Source organism: Pseudomonas sp. ABa2 (genome assembly GCF_056676075.1).
Map to the genome: position 1 here is coordinate 1845677 of NZ_CM155239.1, position 19737 is coordinate 1865413.

General features: G+C 67.1%; 21 protein-coding genes. All 21 read left to right on the forward strand.

The genetic code is table 11. The features are described from left to right. Nucleotide 1: 1 nt before the first annotated feature. Nucleotides 2–1417 (forward strand): sigma-54-dependent response regulator transcription factor FleR, encoded by a 1416-nt coding sequence (fleR, locus tag AC1G9C_RS09110; RefSeq protein ID WP_480409994.1) that lies wholly within the window; start codon nt 2–4, stop codon nt 1415–1417. Between the two features lie 203 nt (nt 1418–1620). After that, entirely contained in the window at nt 1621–1950 is a 330-nt protein-coding gene (locus AC1G9C_RS09115; RefSeq protein ID WP_457790318.1) for a GIY-YIG nuclease family protein, read from the forward strand. Between the two features lie 139 nt (nt 1951–2089). After that, nucleotides 2090–2419 (forward strand): flagellar hook-basal body complex protein FliE, encoded by a 330-nt coding sequence (gene fliE, locus AC1G9C_RS09120; RefSeq protein ID WP_021445177.1) that lies wholly within the window; start codon nt 2090–2092, stop codon nt 2417–2419. A gap of 10 nt (nt 2420–2429) precedes the next feature. Then, on the forward strand, nt 2430–4211 hold the full coding sequence (fliF, locus tag AC1G9C_RS09125; protein ID WP_457790321.1) for a flagellar basal-body MS-ring/collar protein FliF: 1782 nt from the start codon (nt 2430–2432) through the stop codon (nt 4209–4211). Further along, nucleotides 4204–5220, forward strand: a complete 1017-nt coding sequence (gene fliG / locus AC1G9C_RS09130; RefSeq protein WP_021444795.1) for a flagellar motor switch protein FliG — start codon at nt 4204–4206, stop codon at nt 5218–5220. Before fliF ends, fliG begins: the two co-directional genes overlap by 8 nt. Nucleotides 5221–5223: 3 nt before the next feature. Next, nucleotides 5224–6024 (forward strand): flagellar assembly protein FliH, encoded by an 801-nt coding sequence (gene fliH, locus AC1G9C_RS09135; protein ID WP_480409995.1) that lies wholly within the window; start codon nt 5224–5226, stop codon nt 6022–6024. Continuing rightward, nucleotides 6014–7375, forward strand: a complete 1362-nt coding sequence (fliI, locus tag AC1G9C_RS09140; RefSeq protein ID WP_480409996.1) for a flagellar protein export ATPase FliI — start codon at nt 6014–6016, stop codon at nt 7373–7375. The genes fliH and fliI overlap by 11 nt, the downstream gene beginning before the upstream one ends. 3 nt (nt 7376–7378) lie before the next feature. Continuing rightward, the gene (gene fliJ, locus AC1G9C_RS09145; RefSeq protein ID WP_122108418.1) at nt 7379–7828 is read left to right on the forward strand and encodes a flagellar export protein FliJ; all 450 of its coding nucleotides are present in this window, start codon (nt 7379–7381) and stop codon (nt 7826–7828) included. A gap of 86 nt (nt 7829–7914) precedes the next feature. Further along, entirely contained in the window at nt 7915–8220 is a 306-nt protein-coding gene (locus AC1G9C_RS09150) for an STAS domain-containing protein (RefSeq protein WP_021444187.1), read from the forward strand. Between the two features lie 2 nt (nt 8221–8222). Further along, nucleotides 8223–9911, forward strand: coding sequence for a fused response regulator/phosphatase (locus AC1G9C_RS09155; protein WP_021444188.1), 1689 nt, complete (start codon nt 8223–8225; stop codon nt 9909–9911). A 30-nt stretch (nt 9912–9941) separates the two neighbouring features. Beyond that, nucleotides 9942–10295, forward strand: coding sequence for an Hpt domain-containing protein (locus tag AC1G9C_RS09160; RefSeq protein WP_021444189.1), 354 nt, complete (start codon nt 9942–9944; stop codon nt 10293–10295). Between the two features lie 94 nt (nt 10296–10389). Continuing rightward, entirely contained in the window at nt 10390–11622 is a 1233-nt protein-coding gene (locus tag AC1G9C_RS09165) for a flagellar hook-length control protein FliK (protein WP_480409997.1), read from the forward strand. Between the two features lie 207 nt (nt 11623–11829). Next, entirely contained in the window at nt 11830–12348 is a 519-nt protein-coding gene (gene fliL, locus AC1G9C_RS09170; RefSeq protein ID WP_021441776.1) for a flagellar basal body-associated protein FliL, read from the forward strand. Between the two features lie 12 nt (nt 12349–12360). Then, entirely contained in the window at nt 12361–13332 is a 972-nt protein-coding gene (gene fliM / locus AC1G9C_RS09175; protein ID WP_021441777.1) for a flagellar motor switch protein FliM, read from the forward strand. Between the two features lie 39 nt (nt 13333–13371). After that, nucleotides 13372–13839 carry a flagellar motor switch protein FliN gene (gene fliN, locus AC1G9C_RS09180; RefSeq protein WP_021441778.1) on the forward strand — a complete coding sequence of 156 codons (468 nt, stop codon included), beginning with the start codon at nt 13372–13374 and terminating at the stop codon, nt 13837–13839. Nucleotides 13840–13841: 2 nt separating this feature from the next. Beyond that, nucleotides 13842–14273 carry a flagellar biosynthetic protein FliO gene (gene fliO / locus AC1G9C_RS09185; RefSeq protein ID WP_397485100.1) on the forward strand — a complete coding sequence of 144 codons (432 nt, stop codon included), beginning with the start codon at nt 13842–13844 and terminating at the stop codon, nt 14271–14273. Beyond that, nucleotides 14273–15058, forward strand: a complete 786-nt coding sequence (gene fliP / locus AC1G9C_RS09190; protein ID WP_480409998.1) for a flagellar type III secretion system pore protein FliP — start codon at nt 14273–14275, stop codon at nt 15056–15058. Before fliO ends, fliP begins: the two co-directional genes overlap by 1 nt. Nucleotides 15059–15068: 10 nt before the next feature. Beyond that, on the forward strand, nt 15069–15338 hold the full coding sequence (gene fliQ / locus AC1G9C_RS09195; RefSeq protein WP_021441781.1) for a flagellar biosynthesis protein FliQ: 270 nt from the start codon (nt 15069–15071) through the stop codon (nt 15336–15338). A gap of 152 nt (nt 15339–15490) precedes the next feature. Further along, entirely contained in the window at nt 15491–16267 is a 777-nt protein-coding gene (fliR, locus tag AC1G9C_RS09200; RefSeq protein ID WP_122108415.1) for a flagellar biosynthetic protein FliR, read from the forward strand. 9 nt (nt 16268–16276) lie between these two features. After that, the gene (gene flhB / locus AC1G9C_RS09205; RefSeq protein WP_480409999.1) at nt 16277–17413 is read left to right on the forward strand and encodes a flagellar biosynthesis protein FlhB; all 1137 of its coding nucleotides are present in this window, start codon (nt 16277–16279) and stop codon (nt 17411–17413) included. Nucleotides 17414–17599: 186 nt separating this feature from the next. Beyond that, the gene (flhA, locus tag AC1G9C_RS09210; protein WP_122108413.1) at nt 17600–19729 is read left to right on the forward strand and encodes a flagellar biosynthesis protein FlhA; all 2130 of its coding nucleotides are present in this window, start codon (nt 17600–17602) and stop codon (nt 19727–19729) included. Nucleotides 19730–19737: the final 8 nt, after the last annotated feature.

Genomic DNA, 19737 nt, shown 5'->3' on the forward strand with positions numbered 1-19737 from the left:
CATGGCTGCCAAAGTTCTGTTGGTCGAAGACGACCGCGCCCTGCGCGAAGCCCTGGCCGATACCCTGTGTCTCGGGGGGCATGACTACCGCGCGGTGGATTGCGCCGAAGCGGCGCTGGTCGCCCTGGGCGAGGAGCCGTTCGGCCTGGTGGTCAGCGACGTCAATATGCCGGGCATGGACGGTCATCAGTTGCTGGCGCAGATCCGCGGCCGCTACCCGCAGTTGCCGGTGCTGCTGATGACCGCCTTCGGCGCGGTGGAGCGGGCGGTGGATGCGATCCGCCAGGGCGCCGCCGATTACCTGGTCAAGCCGTTCGAGCCGCGTACCCTGCTGGAGCTGGTGGCGCGACATGCCCTGGGCCGGTTGAGCGCGGGCGACCGCGACGGCCCGGTGGCGCTGGAGCCAGCCAGTCTGCAGCTGCTGGAGCTGGCTGCGCGGGTGGCGCAGAGCGATTCGACGGTGATGATCACCGGCGAGTCCGGCACCGGCAAGGAGGTGCTGGCGCGCTATATCCACCAGCAGTCGCCGCGTGCCGGTGGCCCGTTCATCGCCATCAACTGCGCGGCGATTCCCGACAACATGCTCGAGGCCACGCTCTTTGGTCACGAGAAGGGCGCCTTCACCGGCGCGGTGACGGCGCAGCCGGGCAAGTTCGAGCTGGCCGACGGCGGCACCATCCTGCTCGACGAGATTTCCGAGATGCCCCTGGGCCTGCAGGCCAAGCTGCTGCGCGTGTTGCAGGAACGTGAAGTGGAGCGGGTCGGCGCGCGTAAACCGATCAGCCTGGATATTCGCGTGCTGGCCACCAGCAACCGCGACCTGGCCGGCGAGGTCGCGGCCGGCCGCTTCCGCGAGGACCTCTACTATCGCCTGTCGGTCTTCCCCCTGGCCTGGCGACCGCTGCGTGAGCGGCCCGCCGATATCCTGCCGCTGGCCGAGCGATTGCTGGCCAAGCACGTCAAAAAAATGAATCAGTCCCCCGTGCGCCTGTCCGAGGCCGCCGCGCAGAGCCTGCTGCATCACCAGTGGCCGGGCAACGTGCGCGAGCTGGACAACGCCATCCAGCGCGCCTTGATCCTCCAGCAGGGCGGCGTGATCCAGCCGCAGGACCTGTGCCTGCATGCGCCCATCGGCCAGGCGGTGCAGGCCCCGGCGCCGCGTCTGGCGGTGGTGCCCAGTGCACCGGCGGCCTCGCCGCAGGCGGTCGAGGCGCCGGGGGCGGTGGATGCCGGCGCGCTGGGCGAAGACCTGCGCCGCCGCGAGTTCCAGGTGATCATCGATACCCTGCGTGCCGAGCGCGGCCGCCGCAAGGAGGCCGCCGAACGCCTGGGCATCAGCCCGCGCACCCTGCGTTACAAGCTGGCGCAGATGCGTGATGCCGGCATGGACGTCGAGGCTTATCTCTACGCCAGCTAGTTTCGCTGTGCTGAGCAGGGGGGGCTGATAGGGTGGCCTGGGTCCCCGCGAAGGCGGGGATCCAGCAGCAGCGTTCAAGTTGTCGAGACTTTTGTGGACGACTATTTTTAACGCCCGTGACTGTTGAAACATGAATTCAAAACAGGCCTCTGAGAAGCCCTTTATCCATTCAGGCATTTTCACAATCTGCAAAGGACTGCAGCATGAAACAGCCAGCCGTTTACATCATGGCCAGCCAGCGTAATGGCACGCTCTATACCGGCGTCACCGCCAATCTGCTTCAGCGAGTCTGGCAGCATCGAGAAGACGTTGTCGAAGGTTTTACCCGCCGCTACGGCGTGAAGATGCTGGTGTGGTGCGAGCAGCATGAGAGTATGAGTAGTGCGATAGCCAGGGAGAAGGCGATCAAGAAATGGAATCGAGCCTGGAAGCTGCGTCTAATCGAAGAGCGAAACCCGCAGTGGCGGGATCTTTGGTCGGAGATTGTTGGTGACTTCTCCATTGCCGCTGGATCCCCGTCTTCGCGGGGATGACGGGTCTGCTTCTTTCGTCTACCCCCTCGTTTCGTTGCTGCCCGAGCCTCTGAGGCTGTAGCAGCCTTTTCTGGCACCCTTGTTGCAAATACCCCTGCAACGCACCGCAAGTGTCAAAAAGCGGGCAGTGGAGGAAGTCATGAGCCAGGGTGTTGAATTCAATCGCTTGATGCTGGAAATGCGCGCCATGCAGTCCGAGGCGATGGCGCGGCAGAAGCCGGCCGTCAGCGAGCCGGTGCAGGGCGCGCCGAGTTTCTCGGAGATGCTCGGCCAGGCGGTGACCAAGGTCAACGAGACCCAGCAGGCCTCCAACAAGCTGGCTACCGCCTTCGAGATGGGGCAGAGCGGGGTGGACCTCACCGACGTGATGATCGCCTCACAGAAGGCCAGCGTGTCCTTCCAGGCCATGACCCAGGTGCGCAACAAGCTGGTCCAGGCTTATCAAGACATCATGCAGATGCCGGTTTGAGGGTTGATTGATGGCTGAAGCAGCAGTAGCAAACGTACCGGCCAAGGCGGACGCGGCGCAGGCCAAGGGCCCGTTGCTGGGTCTGAGCTTCCTGGAAAGCCTCGCGGACATGTCGGTGCTGCGCCAGCTCGGCCTGCTGGTCGGCCTGGCTGCCAGCGTGGCCATCGGCTTCGCCGTGGTGCTCTGGTCGCAGCAGCCGGATTACCGTCCGCTCTACGGCAGCCTCAACGGCATGGACGCGACCCAGGTGGTGGAAACCCTCGGCGCCTCGGGCATCGATTACACCGTGGAGCCCACCTCCGGCGCGCTGCTGGTCAAGGCCGACGACCTGGCACGGGCGCGCATGCGCCTGGCCGCCGCCGGCGTGGCACCGACCGACAACAGCGTCGGCTTCGAGATTCTCGACCGCGAGCAGGGCCTGGGCACCAGCCAGTTCATGGAAGCCACCCGCTACCGCCGCGGCCTGGAAGGCGAGCTGGCGCGCACGGTCTCCAGCCTCAACAACGTCAAGGCAGCGCGCGTGCACCTGGCCATGCCCAAGGCCTCGGTGTTCGTCCGCGACGAGCGCAAGCCGTCGGCCTCGGTGCTGGTGGAACTGTATCCGGGCCGCGCCCTGGAGCCGAGCCAGGTGATGGCCATCGTCAACCTGGTCGCCACCAGCGTGCCGGAACTGGACAAGGGCCAGGTCACCGTCGTCGACCAGAAGGGCAACCTGCTCTCCGATCAGCAGGAGCTGTCCGAGCTGAGCATGGCCGGCAAGCAGTTCGACTACAGCCGGCGCATGGAAAGCCTGCTGACCCAGCGCGTGCACAACATCCTGCAGCCGGTGCTGGGCACCGGCCGCTACAAGGCCGAGGTGGCCGCCGACGTCGATTTCAGCGCGGTGGAGTCCACCTCCGAGATGTTCAACCCGGACCAGCCGGCGCTGCGCAGCGAGCAGCAGGTCAACGAACAGCGCCACAGCAGCCTGCCGCCGCAGGGCGTGCCCGGCGCGCTGTCCAATCAGCCGCCCGGCCCGGCCGCGGCTCCCGAGCAGGCGACCGCCGCCGCGACGCCCGCCGGTCCGGTGGCGGCCGGCCAGCCGCTGGTGGATGCCAACGGCCAGCAGATCATGGACCCGGCCACCGGTCAGCCGATGCTGGCGCCGTACCCGGCGGACAAGCGCGAGCAGTCCACCCGCAACTTCGAACTGGATCGCTCGATCAGCTACACCAAGCAGCAGCAGGGCCGCCTGCGCCGCCTGTCGGTGGCGGTGGTGGTGGACGATCAGGTGCGCGTCGACCCGGCCACCGGCGAAACCAGCCGGGTACCCTGGAGCGCCGACGATCTGGCGCGCTTCACCCGCCTGGTGCAGGACTCGGTGGGCTTCGACGCCAGCCGCGGCGACAGCGTCAGCGTGATCAACACCGCCTTCACCACCTCGCTGGGCGAGGAAATTCCGGACATTCCGTTCTACACCCAGCCCTGGTTCTGGGACATCGTCAAGCAGGTGCTCGGCGTGTTGTTCATCCTGCTGCTGGTGTTCGGGGTGCTGCGTCCGGTGCTCAACAACATCACCGGTGGCGGCAAGGGCAAGGCGCTGGCCGGCGGCGACGTCGAACTGGGCGAGATGGCCGGCCTCGATGGCGAGCTGGCAGATGATCGGGTCAGCCTCGGCGGGCCGCAGAGCATACTGCTGCCCAGTCCCAGCGAGGGGTATGATGCGCAACTGAACGCGATCAAGAGCCTGGTGGCGGAAGACCCTGGCCGCGTCGCCCAGGTCGTGAAAGAGTGGATCAACGCCGATGAGTGACAACCGTACTCCCGCCAAGCTGAGCAAGGTCGACAAGGCCGCCATCCTGCTGCTGTCGCTCGGCGAGACCGACGCCGCCCAGGTGCTGCGTCACCTCGGGCCGAAGGAAGTGCAGCGGGTCGGCGTGGCCATGGCCGGCATGCGCAATATCCATCGCGAGCAGGTCGAGCAGGTGATGGGCGAGTTCGTCGAGATCGTCGGCGACCAGACCAGCCTGGGCGTCGGCGCCGACGGCTACATCCGCAAGATGCTCACCGCGGCCCTCGGCGAGGACAAGGCCGGCAACCTGATCGACCGCATCCTGCTCGGCGGCAGCACCAGCGGCCTGGACAGCCTCAAATGGATGGAACCGCGCGCGGTGGCCGACGTGATCCGCTACGAACACCCGCAGATCCAGGCCATAGTCGTCGCCTACCTCGACCCGGATCAGGCCGGCGAGGTGCTCAGCCACTTCGACCACAAGGTGCGCCTGGACATCATTCTGCGCGTGTCTTCGCTCAATACCGTGCAGCCCTCGGCGCTCAAGGAGCTCAACCAGATCCTCGAGAAGCAGTTCTCCGGCAGCGCCAACACCACCCGCGCCACCATGGGCGGGGTCAAGCGCGCGGCGGACATCATGAACTTCCTCGACAGCTCGGTGGAGGGTCAGCTGATGGACTCGATCCGCGAGGTGGACGAGGACCTGTCGACGCAGATCGAGGACCTGATGTTCGTCTTCGACAACCTCGCCGACGTCGACGACCGCGGCATCCAGGCGCTGCTGCGCGAGGTGTCCTCCGAGGTGCTGGTGCTGGCGCTCAAGGGCGCCGACGAGGCGATCAAGGACAAGGTGTTCAAGAACATGTCCAAGCGCGCCGCCGAACTGCTGCGCGATGACCTGGAAGCCAAGGGCCCGGTGCGCGTCAGCGACGTCGAGGCGGCGCAGAAGGAAATTCTCACCATCGCCCGGCGCATGGCCGAGGCCGGCGAGATCGTGCTCGGCGGCAAGGGCGGCGAGGAGATGGTCTAAGTCATGGCGGCGGGCAAGGAGTCGGAAAGCGAGCTGATTCGCGCCAAGGACCTGGGCGCCTTCGACCGCTGGGCGCTGCCCAGCTTCGACGCGCCTGGCGAGGTGCCAGGCGAAGTCGATCCGGCGGTGGACGCGCCGACGGCAGAGGCCGAGGTCGGGGCGCAGGACGTCGGACAGAGCGAGGAGGTGGCGCTAGAGGACGTCAAGCCGCTGACCCTCGACGAGCTCGAGGCCATCCGCCAGGACGCTTACAACGAAGGCTTCGCCACCGGCGAGAAGGACGGCTTCCACGCCGGCCAGCTCAAGGCCAAGCAGGAGGCCGACGCCGCCCTGGCGCTCAAGCTGGGCAGCCTGGAGCAGGTGATGGCGCAGTTGTTCGAGCCCATCGCCGAGCAGGACCAGCAGCTGGAAGTGGCCCTGGTGCGCCTGGTCAGCCATATGGTGCGCGAGGTGATCCAGCGCGAGCTGGCCAGCGACTCCAGCCAGATCCGTCAGGTGCTGCGCGAGGCGCTCAAATTGCTGCCGATGGGCGCCGACAACGTACGCATCCAGGTCAACCCGCAGGATTTCGAGACCATCAAGGCGCTGCGCGAGCGTCACGAGGAAAGCTGGCGCATCCTCGAGGACGACAGCCTGCTGCCCGGCGGTTGCCGCATCGAGTCGGAGCACAGCCAGATCGACGCCAGCGTCGAGACCCGCCTGGCGCAGGCGCTCAAGCAGCTGTTCGAGCAGCAGCGCGCGCAGATCACCCAACCGCCGGAAGCGGATATCAGCCTGGATCTGGATGGCGGCGATGCGCCTTGATCGGGTGAGTTTCGCCAGGCGTCTGGGCGGCTACGCCGAGGCCATCCGCCTGCCCAGTCAACCCATACTCGAGGGCCGCCTGCTGCGCATGGTCGGCCTGACCCTGGAGGCCGAGGGCCTGCGCGCCGCCATTGGCAGCCGCTGCCTGGTGGTCAACGGCGACAGCTATCACCCGGTGCAGGTCGAGGCCGAGGTGATGGGCTTTTCCGGCAGCAAGATCTACCTGATGCCGGTCGGCAGCCTGGCCGGCATCGCCCCCGGCGCGCGGGTGGTGCCGCTGCCCGACGCCGGGCGTCTGCCCATGGGCCGCTCCATGCTTGGCCGGGTGCTCGACGGCGCCGGTCGCGCCCTGGACGGCAAGGGCGGGATGAAGGCCGAGGACTGGGTGCCGCTGGACGGGCCGACCATCAACCCGCTCAAGCGCCACCCGATCAGCGAACCGCTGGACGTCGGCATCCGCTCGATCAACGGCCTGCTCACTGTCGGCCGTGGCCAGCGCCTGGGCCTATTCGCCGGCACCGGCGTCGGCAAGTCGGTGCTGCTGGGCATGATGACCCGCTTCACCGAGGCGGAGATCATCGTGGTCGGGCTGATCGGCGAGCGCGGTCGCGAGGTCAAGGAGTTCATCGACGAGATCCTCGGCGAGGAGGGCCTCAAGCGCTCGGTGGTGGTCGCCTCGCCGGCCGACGACGCGCCGCTGATGCGCCTGCGCGCGGCCATGTACTGCACGCGCATCGCCGAATACTTCCGCGACAAGGGCAAGAACGTCCTGCTGCTGATGGATTCGCTGACCCGTTTCGCCCAGGCCCAGCGCGAGATCGCCCTGGCCATCGGCGAGCCGCCGGCGACCAAGGGCTACCCGCCGTCGGTGTTCGCCAAGCTGCCCAAGCTGGTGGAGCGTGCCGGCAACGCCGAGGCCGGCGGCGGTTCGATCACCGCCTTCTACACCGTGCTCTCCGAGGGCGACGACCAGCAGGACCCGATCGCCGACGCCGCCCGCGGCGTGCTCGACGGCCACCTGGTGCTGTCGCGACGGCTGGCCGAGGAGGGCCATTATCCGGCCATCGACATCGAAGCCTCGATCAGCCGGGTGATGCCGCAGGTGGTGTCGCCCGAGCATCTCAAGCAGGCGCAGCGCTTCAAGCAGCTGTGGTCGCGCTACCAGCAGAGCCGCGACCTGATCAGCGTCGGCGCCTACGTGCCGGGCGGCGACGCCGACACCGACCTGGCCATCGCCCGCCAGCCGCAGATGGCCCAGTACCTGCGCCAGGGCCTGCACGACAGCGAACCGCTGGAGGGCAGCAGCCGGCAGCTGGCGGCCATCTTCAACCCGGCGGCGAACAAGGTCTAAGCCATGGCGGCGAGTCGTGCGGCGCGCCTGGCGCCGGTGGTGGACATGGCCGAGAAGGCCGAGCGCGAGGCGGCGCGCCAGCTCGGCCATTGCCAGGGGCTGGTGAGCCAGGCCGAGGCCAAGCTGGGCGAGCTGGAGCGCTTTCGCGGCGACTACCAGCAGCAGTGGATCAGCGAGGGCAGCAAGGGCGTCTCCGGGCAATGGCTGATGAACTACCAGCGCTTTCTTTCGCAACTGGAAACGGCCATCGGCCAGCAGCACCAGAGCCTCGACTGGCACCGCGCCAACCTGGAGAAGGTGCGCGCCGTCTGGCAGCAGCGCTACGCGCGCCTGGAGGGGCTGCGCAAGCTGGTGCAGCGCTATATCGACGAGGCGCGGCTGGCCGAGGACAAGCGCGAGCAGAAGCTGCTCGACGAGCTGGCGCAGCGCCTGATCGACCGCGGCGAGCCCTGAAGACGGGTTGTCGTGGGGCAGGGCAGGTGCTACACCTTGGGTGCGTATGCCGCCAATCAGGCAAGGTCTCGACAAAGGAGCAGGACATGGCCATCACCTCGCAGCCGTCGGCCGACGGGCAAGAGCTGACCATCGCGATTCGAGGACGTTTCGACTTCGCCTCCCACCAGGAATTTCGCGACGCCTACGAGCGCGTCAACATCACCCCCAGGCGCTACCTGGTCGACTTGCAGGGCACCAGCTACCTGGACAGCTCGGCGCTGGGCATGCTCCTGCTGCTGCGCGATCACGCCGGCGGCGACACAGCGCAGATCCGCTTGCTCAACTGCAGCAGCGATGTGCGCAAGATCCTGGCGATCTCCAACTTCGAGCAGCTGTTTCAGATCAACTGACCATGGCCGAGCGCCTGTCGATCCTGATCGCCGAGGACAACGCGGCCGATCGCATGCTGCTGTCGACCATCGTCAGTCGCCAGGGCCACCGGGTGCTCACCGCCAGCAACGGCCTGGAGGCGGTCGCGCTGTTCGAGCAGGAGCGCCCGCAGCTGGTGCTGATGGATGCGCTGATGCCGGTGATGGACGGTTTCGAGGCGGCGCGGCGGATCAAGCAGCAGGCCGGCGAGGCGCTGGTGCCGATCATCTTCCTCACCTCGCTGACCGAAGGCGAAGCGCTGGTGCGCTGCCTGGAGGCCGGCGGCGACGACTTTCTCGCCAAGCCCTACAACCGGGTGATACTCGCGGCCAAGATCGGCGCCATGGATCGCCTGCGCCGCCTGCAGGACACCGTGCTGCAGCAGCGCGACCTGATCGCCCGGCACAACGAGCACCTGCTGCGCGAGCAGCGGGTGGCCAAGGCGGTGTTCGACAAGGTGGCGCACTCCGGCTGTCTGGATGCGCCGAACATCCGCTACCTGCAGTCGCCCTACGCGCTGTTCAACGGCGACCTGCTGCTGGCGGCCTACAAGCCCTCCGGCGGCATGCACGTGATGCTCGGCGACTTCACCGGCCACGGCCTGCCGGCGGCCATCGGCGCTATGCCGCTGGCCGAGGTGTTCTACGGCATGACCGCCAAGGGCCATGCCCTGGCCGAGATCCTCCGCGAGATCAACGCCAAGCTCAAACGCATCCTGCCGGTGGGCGTGTTCTGCTGCGCCACCCTGCTCAACATCAGCAGCCAGCGCGGCCTGCTCGAGGTGTGGAACGGCGGCCTGCCGGACGGCCATCTGCTGCACGGCGATGGCCGCTCGCGTCAGCCCCTGGTGTCGCGTCATCTGCCGCTGGGCATTCTCGAGCCGGCGGCCTTCAGCGACCGCTGCGAGGTCTATCCGCTGGCCCCGGGCGACCGCATCTTCCTGCTCACCGACGGCGTGCTGGAGGCCTGCGACCAGCAGGGTCAGCTGTTCGGCGAGGCGCGTCTGCTGGCGCTGCTCGACGCCAACCGCCAGCCGCAGGCACTGTTCGAGGAGATCCAGCAGGCGCTGCTGGAATTTCGCGGCGAGGTCCAGGACGACGTCAGCATGCTCCAGGTCGGCCTCGCCGAGGACGCCGCACGGCCACGCCCGCTGGCCTTCGCCGACAGCGGGCAGAGCAGCCCGCTGGACTGGTCGGCCAGCTTCGAGTTTCGCGCGCAGAGCCTGCGCCACTTCAATCCCTTGCCCTTCCTGCTGCAGCTGCTGCTCGACGTGCAGGCGCTGCGGCCGCGCGGCGGCGAGCTGTACACCGTGCTCGCCGAGCTCTATTCCAACGCCCTGGAACACGGTGTGATGGGCCTGGACTCGGCGCTCAAGCAGGATGCCCGCGGCTTCGCCGAGTACTACCGGCAGCGGCGCCTGCGCCTGGCGGCGCTGAGCGACGGCTACGTGCGCTTTCACCTGCAGTTGCTGCCGCAGGCCGGCGGCGGGCGGCTGATCGTGCGGGTCGAGGACAGCGGACCGGGCTTCGATCCGGCCGCCGTGGCCGCGCTGCAGGACGAGGCCCTGTGCGGGCGCGGTCTGGCGCTGGTGCGCGAGTTGAGCGATGGCTTTGTCTGCAGCGCCGACGGCCAGGGCGTCAGCGTGGAGTTTTGCTGGTCCGCTGGGGCATAATCCCAGCCTTGTTGTTCAGGGAGTGACCCGGTGTCCGATATCCACCTCGACGATGCCGTCCTGGCTGCCCTGCAGGACGTCATGGAAGACGAGTACCCGATTCTGCTCGATACCTTTGTCGCCGACTCCGAGGAGCGCCTGCGCCTGCTGCGCCAGGCCGAGCGCGAGGCCGATGCCCAGGGGCTGCGCCTGGCTGCGCACAGCTTCAAGGGCAGCTGCAGCAACATGGGGGCGGTGCTGCTGGCCGGGCTGTGCAAGCAGCTCGAGGACGCCGGCCGCCGCGAGGCGCTGGAGCTGGCGCCGGCGCTGATCGAGCAGATCGAGCGCGAGTTCGCCATAGTGCGCATCCTGTTCAAGTCCGAGCGCCAGCGTTATCGCGTCTGAGTCGCGCGCGACCGCCCTGCATCTGCAGATTTTTCCCCGACTTGGCCCAGCCTTTGCTCTGACACCGTCACGACCCATCAGACGGAGAGCGTCCATGTCCGCGATGCCCGATCTACGCCTGCAGGCCACGCCTGAGGTAAAGAGCAAAGCGAAGCCGCCGGCGAAAGCGCCGGAGCCCAGCAAGAACGAGGCTTCCAGCTTCGCCGAGGTGTACGCCAAGGAGCGCCAGGCCAAGCCCGGCGAGCGTGCCGGCGGCGCGGCCACGCCTGGCGAGGAGCGCCCGGCCGGCGCCAGCGGCGAGCCGGCGGCCAGCGCCGAGGCTGCCGCCGAGCAGCCGGCCGTTGCCGCGGACGGCAATTCCTTGCCGGCCGAGGGCGAGACGCCCGCGGAACTCGATCCGCTGCTGGCCATGGCCCTGGGCGGCATCCAGGCGCAGGCCGCGCAGGCTGCGCCGACGGGCGAGGCGCTGCCGGCATCCGCCCTGGCGGTTGCCGGCATGGCCGACGCCAAGGCCGATGGCGAGGGCGGCGAGCCGGCGCTGGAGACGGAGGCGCTCGATCCGCTGGCCCTGCTGCAGCAGGCGCCGGAGGAGGAGGGCCAGGTCGAGCTGGGCCAGGAGGCGGCGGGCAAGGGCACGCGACTCGCCACCGGCAGCGATTTCGCCGCGGCCATGGCGGCGATGGGCAAGGGCGAGGAGAAGGCCAAGCCCGGCGAGGAACCGGGGTTGGAGCTGCCGCTGGACGATCTCGCCAAGGATGCCCTGGATAGCCTCAAGGACAGCGTGCAGCCCAACCGCCCGGATCAGTTCGTCAGCAAGCTCAACGCCCTGACCCAGGCGCTCAACCAGCAGACCGGGGCGGCGCCGCGTCTGCCGCTGGTGCCCGGGCAGCCGGTGGCGATGCAGCAGGGCGGCTGGAGCGAGGCGGTGGTGGATCGGGTCATGTGGCTGTCCAGCCAGAACCTCAAGTCGGCCGAGATCCAGCTCGATCCGGCCGAACTGGGCCGTCTGGAGGTGCGGGTGAACCTGTCCCAGGACCAGGCGCAGGTGACTTTCGCCAGCCCTAACGCCGGGGTGCGCGAAGCCCTGGAAGGGCAGATGCAGCGCCTGCGTGAACTGTTCGCCCAGCAGGGCATGAACCTGGCCGATGCCAACGTCTCGGATCAGTCGCTCAGCCGCGGCTGGCAGGGCCAGGGCGAAGGCGGGCGTGGCGGCGCCAGCGGCGGCGATGGCCGGCTGGCCTCGGACGAGTCGTTGCCGAGCGCTGCGCAGGAGCTGCGCAGCGAGCGTTCGAGCGCAGGCCTGGGCCTGGTGGACTACTACGCCTGAGCCCGGTCGCCGGGCCTGTTTCGCCAGCCTCGCATTCGCCCGGGCGGCCTGCCGGCCTCCCGGGCGAATGCATTTTGGATGACAGCCGGCGCGCGCCGCTGTTAAATCCGCAGCCCAGAGTTAGACAAGCGAGCCGCTAGGCTGGCATAACACTTGCTCTCAACCCCCTGAAAGCGGAAAGAACTCCGACAGTGACGGATTATTGGCATGGCTAAGAAAGACACGGTGACCGGCGACGACCAGGGGGCCGGCAAGGGCAAGCTGAAGCTCATCGTATTGATAGTGCTGGCCCTGTTGCTGGCCGTTGGCCTGTCCATCGGTGGCACCTGGTTCGTCCTCAGCAAGGGCGACAAGGCCGCGGATGCCGAACCCGCGGCGGCGTCCGCCAGCGCGGCGCCGGTGCGCCAGGCGGCGCTGTACCAGGAGCTGATGCCGGCCTTCGTGGTCAATTTCAACTACCAGGGACGTACCCGCTACCTGCAGGTCAGCATGGCCCTGATGAGCCGCGACGCCGCCGGCCTGGACAAGCTCAAGGTGCACATGCCGGTGCTGCGCAACCGCCTGGTGATGCTGCTCGCCGGCCAGGATTTCGCCGCCCTGCAGAGCGCACTGGGCAAGGAGATGCTATTGCAGCAGGCGCTGGCCAGCGTGCAGGAACTGGCCCAGCAGGAAACCGGCGGCACCGTGGTCGAGCAGGTGCTGTTCACCAACTTCGTATTGCAGTAGCCGGGAGCGAACATGGCCGTGCAAGACTTGCTGTCCCAGGACGAGATCGACGCGCTGCTGCACGGCGTCGACGACGGCCTGGTCGATACCGAGGACGCCGCCGAACCGGGCAGCGTCAAGCAGTACGACCTGACCAGCCAGGATCGCATCGTCCGCGGACGCATGCCGACCCTGGAGATGATCAACGAACGCTTCGCCCGCTACACCCGCATCAGCATGTTCAACCTGCTGCGCCGCTCGGCGGACGTGGCGGTCGGTGGCGTGCAGGTGATGAAGTTCGGCGAGTACGTGCATTCGCTGTACGTGCCCACCAGCCTCAACCTGGTGAAGATGAAGCCACTGCGCGGCACCGGCCTGTTCATCCTCGACGCCAAGCTGGTGTTCAAACTGGTGGACAACTTCTTCGGCGGCGACGGCCGTCACGCCAAGATCGAGGGCCGCGAGTTCACCCCCACCGAGCTGCGTGTGGTGCGCATGGTGCTCGACCAGGCCTTCGTCGACCTGCGCGAGGCCTGGCACGCGGTGATGGACATCAACTTCGAGTACGTCAACTCGGAGGTCAACCCGGCGCTGGCCAATATCGTCAGCCCGAGTGAAGTCATCGTGGTGTCCACCTTCCATATCGAGCTGGACGGCGGCGGCGGCGACCTGCACATCACCATGCCCTATTCGATGATCGAGCCGATCCGCGAGATGCTCGACGCCGGCTTCCAGTCCGACGTCGACGACCAGGACGAGCGCTGGATCAAGGCCCTGCGCGAGGACATCCTCGACGTCAGCGTGCCGCTGGCCGCCACCGTGGCGCGGCGCCAGCTCAAGCTGCGCGACATCCTGCACATGCAGCCGGGCGACGTGATCCCGGTGGAGCTGCCGGACAACGTGATCATGCGCGCCAACGGCGTGCCGACTTTCAAGGTCAAGCTCGGCGCACACAAGGGCAATCTGGCCCTGCAGGTGCTCGAGCCGATCGAGCGTCAGCGCTGACGGCGCTGGCAACCCCATTGAGCCAGGCGAGGAAAGACGATGGCAACTGAAGAGAACACCAGCCCCGAGGAGCAGGCGCTGGCCGACGAGTGGGCCGCGGCGCTGGCCGAGGCCGGCGATGCCGGTCAGGACGACATCGACGCCATGCTGGCGGCGCAGGGCGCCGCTCAGCCTGCGGCGCCGCGCGCGCCAATGGAGGAATTCGGCAGCGCGCCGCCCTCCAGCAATCTGCCGGTCGGTCTGGAAGGGCCCAACCTGGACGTGATCCTGGATATTCCGGTGTCGATCTCCATGGAAGTGGGCAATACCGACATCACCATCCGCAACCTGCTGCAGCTCAATCAGGGCTCGGTGATCGAGCTCGACCGCCTGGCCGGCGAGCCGCTCGACGTGCTGGTCAACGGCACCCTGATCGCCCACGGCGAGGTGGTGGTGGTCAACGAGAAGTTCGGCATCCGCCTGACCGACGTGATCAGCCCCAGCGAACGCATCAAGAAGCTGCGCTGACCATGAATCGATTCCTCGTCCTGCCGTTGGCCCTGCCCATGGTTGCCCTGGCCGCCGAGCCCGCCGGCCAGGCGACGACGCCGCTGGCCGGCAGCGATATGGCCGGCCAGCTCGGCCAGTTGCTGCTCGGCCTGCTGCTGGTGATCGGCCTGATCTTCCTGCTCGCCTGGCTGCTGCGCCGGGTGCAGCAACTGGCGCCGCGCGGCGGCCAGGTGATCAAGCTGCTGGCCAGTCAGTCGCTCGGTCCGCGCGACCGCCTGGTGCTGGTGCAGGTGGGCAACGAGCAGATCCTGCTCGGCCTGTCCGCCGGGCGCATCACCCCGTTGCACGTGCTCAAGGAGCCGGTGCACCTGGCCGACGCCGAGCCGGCCACGCCGGAGTTCGCCCAGCGCCTGATGGAGCTGCTGGGCAAGGATCAGAAGGACAAATCCTGATGTTGCGTTTGTTGCTGGTGCTGCTGCTGAGCCTGGGCGCCTCGTTGGCCTACGCCGAAGATCCGCCGCTCGGCAGTTCGCTGATCCAGCAGGGCGGCAACCCGCTGTCGATCCCGGCCATCACCCTGTCCACCGACGCCGAGGGCCAGCAGGAGTATTCGGTCAGCCTGCAGATCCTGCTGATCATGACCGCGCTGAGCTTCATCCCGGCGTTCGTCATGCTGATGACCAGCTTCACCCGCATCATCATCGTGTTCTCCATCCTGCGCCAGGCGCTGGGTCTGCAGCAGACGCCGTCGAACCAGATCCTGGTCGGTCTGGCGCTGTTTCTCACCCTGTTCATCATGGCGCCGGTATTCGACCGGATTAACCGCGACGCGCTGCAGCCCTACCTCAACGAGGAGATCGTCGCCCAGGAGGCGCTGACCCGGGCCGAGGGGCCGATCCGCGACTTCATGCTGGCGCAGACCCGCGAGAGCGACCTGGAGCTGTTCGTGCGCCTGTCCAAGCGCACCGACCTCAATGGCGTCGAGGAAGTGCCGCTGACCATCCTGGTGCCGGCCTTCGTCACCTCCGAGCTGAAGACCGCATTCCAGATCGGCTTCATGATCTTCATCCCGTTTTTGATCATCGACATGGTGGTGGCCAGTATCCTCATGGCCATGGGCATGATGATGCTGTCGCCTTTGATCATCTCGCTGCCGTTCAAGATCATGCTGTTCGTCCTGGTCGACGGCTGGGCGCTGATCATGGGCACCCTGGCGGCCAGTTTCGGCACTCTGTAGCGAGGCTCTGATGACTCCCGAGATCGCGGTAGACCTGTTTCGCGAAGCGCTCTGGCTGATCGTGCTGATCGTCGGCCTGGCGGTGGTGCCGAGCCTGGTGGTCGGCCTGATCGTGGCGATGTTCCAGGCCGCCACGCAGATCAACGAACAGACCCTGAGCTTCCTGCCGCGTCTGATCGTGATGCTGCTGACCCTGATCTGGGCCGGGCCCTGGCTGGTACGCCAACTGATGGAGTACACCCAGACCCTGATTCAGAACATTCCCTACCTGATCGGTTGAGAGCTCATGAGTAAATCTACTGCGCTCGGCATCTCGCGCTTCGCGCTGTGCTCGCAATGCTCATGTATTTCAATACACTGCGCTTGCTGCGCGCAGGCGAAACGCGACCTGCCATCGCTCGCGACGTTTTCTTCACGAGCTCTGAGGCGCGAATGCTGGAGCTGAGCAACGAACAGATCGGCGGCTGGGTCGGCCAGTTCCTCCTGCCGCTGTTTCGCATCGCCGCCATGTTCATGGTCATGCCGATCATCGGCACCCAGCTGGTGCCGATGCGCGTGCGCCTGTACCTGGCCCTGGCGGTCAGCGTGCTGCTGGTGCCGACCCTGCCGCCGCTGCCGCAGGTCGATGCGCTGAGCCTGCGCAGCCTGCTGCTGATCGCTGAGCAGGTGCTGATCGGCGCCATGTTTGGCTTCGTCCTGCAGCTGTTCTTCCACCTGTTCGCCGTAGCCGGGCAGATCATCGCCATGCAGATGGGCCTGGGCTTCGCCTCCATGGTCGACCCGACCAACGGCGTCTCGGTGCCGGTGCTCGGCCAGTTCATGCTGATGCTGGTGACCCTGCTGTTTCTGGCGATCAACGGCCACCTGGTGGTGCTGGAGATCCTGGCGGAAAGTTTCGTCACCCTGCCGTCGGGGCAGGGCTTGATGGTCAATCACTACTGGGAGCTGGCCGGCAAGCTCGGCTGGGTGATCGGCGCCGGCCTGCTGCTGACCCTGCCGGTGGTCACCGCGCTGCTGATCATCAACCTGGCCTTCGGCGTGATGACCCGCGCCGCGCCGCAGCTGAACATCTTTTCCATCGGCTTTCCGCTGACCCTGGCCCTGGGCCTGGTGATCTTCTGGGTCGGCCTGTCCGATTTCGGCAGCCTGTTCCAGGCGCTGGCCAGCGAGGCCCTGCAGCAGCTGGGCGAATTCGCCCAGGTGCGTTGAGGAGAGGCCATGGCCGAGAGCGAAAGCGGCGCCGACAAAAGCGAGGAACCCACCAGTAAGCGGCTCGAAGAGTCGCGCAAGAAGGGCCAGATCGCCCGCTCCAAGGAACTCAACACCCTGGCGGTGACCCTCACCGGCACCGTGGCGCTGATCGTCTTCGGCGCCTACATGGGCAACGTGATGCTCGACCTGATGCGCGGCAACTTCAGCCTGCCGCGCGAGGTGCTGATGAGCGAAGGCAGCATGGCGCAGTACCTGCTGGCCTCCGGCAAGCATGCGCTGCTGGCCTTGCAGCCGTTCTTCATCGCCCTGCTGATCGCCTCGGTGATCGGCCCCATCGCCCTCGGCGGCTGGCTGTTCTCCGCCGAAGCGTTGCAGCCCAAGGCCAGCCGGATGAACCCGCTGGCCGGGCTCAAGCGGATGTTCTCGGTGCAGGCGCTGGTGGAGCTGGTCAAGGCGCTGGCCAAGTTCCTGGTGATCCTGGCGGTGGCGCTGGTGGTGCTGGCGGTGGATCAGGACGACCTGCTGGCCATCGCCAACGAGCCGCTCGAACCGGCCATCCTGCACAGCCTCAAGGTCGTCGGCTGGAGCGCGCTGTGGCTGTCCTGCGGGCTGATCCTGATCGCCGCGGTGGATGTGCCGTTCCAGCTGTGGAGTCACAAGCAGAAGCTGAAGATGACCAAGCAGGAGGTGCGCGACGAGTACAAGGACACCGAGGGCAAGCCCGAGGTCAAGGGTCGCATCCGCCAGCTGCAGCGCGAGATGGCCGAGCGGCGCATGATGCAGGCGGTGCCGCAGGCCGACGTGGTGATCACCAACCCGACCCACTTCGCCGTGGCGCTGAAATACGACCCGGACAAGGGCGGCGCGCCGGTGCTGCTGGCCAAGGGCGGCGACTTCCTGGCGCTGAAGATCCGCGAGATCGCCCAGGAGCACCGGGTCATGCTGCTGGAGTCGCCGGCGCTGGCGCGGGCGGTGTACTACTCCACCGAGCTGGAGCAGGAAATTCCTGCCGGCCTGTACCTGGCGGTGGCTCAGGTGCTGGCCTACGTCTACCAGCTGCGCCAGTACCAGGCCGGCAAGGGCAAGCGCCCGGGGCCGCTGCCCGACCTGCCGATCCCGCCGGACCTGCGCCGCGACTCCTAGGGTGCGCCGTGCGCGCCAAGGATCGGTAGGTTGGGCTGAGCGCAGCGAAGCCCAACAGGAGCGGAGTTGGCGGTCGGGAAGTGTTACGTGCTTGTAGCTTGCCGCTACCTTTCTGGAACGCTTCTTGCCATTACCCCAGCAGGGCGCAGTTTCGCGTCAAAAGATTGAATCGGCTGGGGTAGGGACGTGGCAGTAGATCGCGCACAAATCATTGGAGAGGTACGCAGCAACCTGGCGGGTCTGCGCCACGGCAACCTGGGTATCCCGCTGCTGCTGCTGGTCATGCTCGGCATGGTCATGCTGCCGATCCCGCCCTTTCTGCTCGACGTGCTGTTCACCTTCAGCATCGCCCTGTCCATCGTCGTCTTGCTGGTCAGCATCTACGCCCTGCGACCGCTGGATTTCGCCGTCTTCCCCACCATCCTGCTGGCGGCCACCCTGCTGCGTCTGGCGCTGAACGTCGCCTCGACCCGCGTGGTGCTGCTCAACGGCCACGAGGGCCACGGCGCGGCGGGGCAGGTGATCCAGGCCTTCGGCGAGGTGGTGATCGGCGGCAACTACGTGGTCGGTATCGTGGTGTTCGCCATCCTCATGATCATCAACTTCGTGGTGGTCACCAAGGGCGCCGGGCGCATCTCCGAGGTCAGCGCGCGTTTCACCCTGGACGCCATGCCCGGCAAGCAGATGGCCATCGACGCCGACCTCAATGCCGGCCTGATCGATCAGGCCGAGGCCAAGAAGCGCCGCAGCGAGGTGGCCCAGGAGGCCGATTTCTACGGCTCGATGGACGGTGCCAGCAAGTTCGTCCGCGGCGACGCCATCGCCGGCCTGCTGATTCTGTTCATCAACCTGATCGGCGGTATCGCCATCGGCGTGCTGCAGCACGGCCTGCCGTTCGCCGAGGCGGGCAAGGTCTACACCCTGCTGACCATCGGCGACGGCCTGGTGGCGCAGATTCCCTCCCTGCTGCTGTCCACCGCCGCCGCGGTGATGGTGACCCGGGTGTCCACCTCCGAGGACATGGGCGCCCAGGTCAATCGGCAGATGTTCGCTTCGCCGCGCGCGCTGGCGGTGGCGGCGGCGATCATGATCACCATGGGCCTGGTGCCCGGCATGCCGCATTTCTCCTTTATCAGCCTGGGCCTGGTGGCCGCCGGCGCCGCCTACTGGATCGCCAACAAGCAGCGCAAGACCAAGGAAGAGGAGGTCAGGGAAGTGCAGCGCCAGCAGGAGCTGCTGCCGGCGCAGAAGGCGCAGGAGGTCAAGGAGCTGGGCTGGGACGACGTCACTCCGGTGGACATGGTCGGCCTGGAGGTCGGCTACCGGCTGATTCCGCTGGTCGATCGCAACCAGGGGGGGCAGCTGCTGGCGCGGATCAAGGGGGTGCGCAAGAAGCTCTCGCAGGAGATGGGCTTTCTCATGCCCTCGGTGCATATCCGCGACAACCTCGACCTGGCGCCCAACGCCTACCGCTTGACCCTGATGGGCGTCAGCGTGGCCGAGGCCGAGGTCTACCCGGACCGCGAGCTGGCGATCAACCCCGGCCAGGTGTTCGGCCCGCTCAACGGCATCGCCGCCAAGGATCCGGCGTTCGGCCTGGAGGCGGTGTGGATCGACCCCAGCCAGCGCGACCAGGCGCAGTCGCTGGGCTATACCGTGGTCGACGCCAGCACCGTGGTCGCCACCCACCTCAACCAGATACTGCACAAGCACGCCCATGAGCTGCTGGGGCACGAGGAAGTGCAGCAACTCATGCAGCTGCTGGCCAAGAGCTCGCCGAAGCTGGCCGAGGAACTGGTGCCGGGGCTGGTGTCGCTGTCGACCCTGCTCAAGGTGCTGCAGGCGCTGCTGCAGGAGCAGGTGCCGGTGCGCGACATCCGCACCATCGCCGAGGCGATCGCCAACGTCGCGCCGAAGAGTCAAGATCCCGCCGCGATGGTCGCCGCCGTTCGTGTGTCGCTGGCCCGCGCCATCGTGCAAAGCATCGTGGGACTAGAGCCGGAGCTGCCTGTGATCACTCTCGAGCCCAGGTTGGAACAGATATTGCTCAATAGCCTGCAGAAGGCCGGTCAGGGCAGCGAGGATGGCATCCTCCTCGAACCGGGCATGGCCGAGAAGCTGCAGCGTTCCCTGGTGGAAGCAGCGCAGCGCCAGGAAATGCTCGGCAAGCCGGTGATCCTGCTGGTGGCCGGGCCGATTCGGGCGATGTTGTCGCGCTTCGCGCGGTTGGCGGTCTCCAGCATGCACGTGCTGGCCTACCAGGAAATTCCGGACAACAAGCAGGTCACCATAGTCGCCACTGTGGGCCAGAACTGAGGTAAAGG

Bases quoted from the DNA above. Each gene is read 5' to 3' on its own strand.
- fleR (WP_480409994.1), top strand. From the start codon at position 2: ATGGCTGCCAAAGTTCTGTTGGTCGAAGACGACCGCGCCCTGCGCGAA.
- AC1G9C_RS09115 (WP_457790318.1), top strand. From the start codon at position 1,621: ATGAAACAGCCAGCCGTTTACATCATGGCCAGCCAGCGTAATGGCACG.
- fliE (WP_021445177.1), top strand. From the start codon at position 2,090: ATGAGCCAGGGTGTTGAATTCAATCGCTTGATGCTGGAAATGCGCGCC.
- fliF (WP_457790321.1), top strand. From the start codon at position 2,430: ATGGCTGAAGCAGCAGTAGCAAACGTACCGGCCAAGGCGGACGCGGCG.
- fliG (WP_021444795.1), top strand. From the start codon at position 4,204: ATGAGTGACAACCGTACTCCCGCCAAGCTGAGCAAGGTCGACAAGGCC.
- fliH (WP_480409995.1), top strand. From the start codon at position 5,224: ATGGCGGCGGGCAAGGAGTCGGAAAGCGAGCTGATTCGCGCCAAGGAC.
- fliI (WP_480409996.1), top strand. From the start codon at position 6,014: ATGCGCCTTGATCGGGTGAGTTTCGCCAGGCGTCTGGGCGGCTACGCC.
- fliJ (WP_122108418.1), top strand. From the start codon at position 7,379: ATGGCGGCGAGTCGTGCGGCGCGCCTGGCGCCGGTGGTGGACATGGCC.
- AC1G9C_RS09150 (WP_021444187.1), top strand. From the start codon at position 7,915: ATGGCCATCACCTCGCAGCCGTCGGCCGACGGGCAAGAGCTGACCATC.
- AC1G9C_RS09155 (WP_021444188.1), top strand. From the start codon at position 8,223: ATGGCCGAGCGCCTGTCGATCCTGATCGCCGAGGACAACGCGGCCGAT.
- AC1G9C_RS09165 (WP_480409997.1), top strand. From the start codon at position 10,390: ATGTCCGCGATGCCCGATCTACGCCTGCAGGCCACGCCTGAGGTAAAG.
- fliL (WP_021441776.1), top strand. From the start codon at position 11,830: ATGGCTAAGAAAGACACGGTGACCGGCGACGACCAGGGGGCCGGCAAG.
- fliM (WP_021441777.1), top strand. From the start codon at position 12,361: ATGGCCGTGCAAGACTTGCTGTCCCAGGACGAGATCGACGCGCTGCTG.
- fliN (WP_021441778.1), top strand. From the start codon at position 13,372: ATGGCAACTGAAGAGAACACCAGCCCCGAGGAGCAGGCGCTGGCCGAC.
- fliO (WP_397485100.1), top strand. From the start codon at position 13,842: ATGAATCGATTCCTCGTCCTGCCGTTGGCCCTGCCCATGGTTGCCCTG.
- fliP (WP_480409998.1), top strand. From the start codon at position 14,273: ATGTTGCGTTTGTTGCTGGTGCTGCTGCTGAGCCTGGGCGCCTCGTTG.
- fliQ (WP_021441781.1), top strand. From the start codon at position 15,069: ATGACTCCCGAGATCGCGGTAGACCTGTTTCGCGAAGCGCTCTGGCTG.
- fliR (WP_122108415.1), top strand. From the start codon at position 15,491: ATGCTGGAGCTGAGCAACGAACAGATCGGCGGCTGGGTCGGCCAGTTC.
- flhB (WP_480409999.1), top strand. From the start codon at position 16,277: ATGGCCGAGAGCGAAAGCGGCGCCGACAAAAGCGAGGAACCCACCAGT.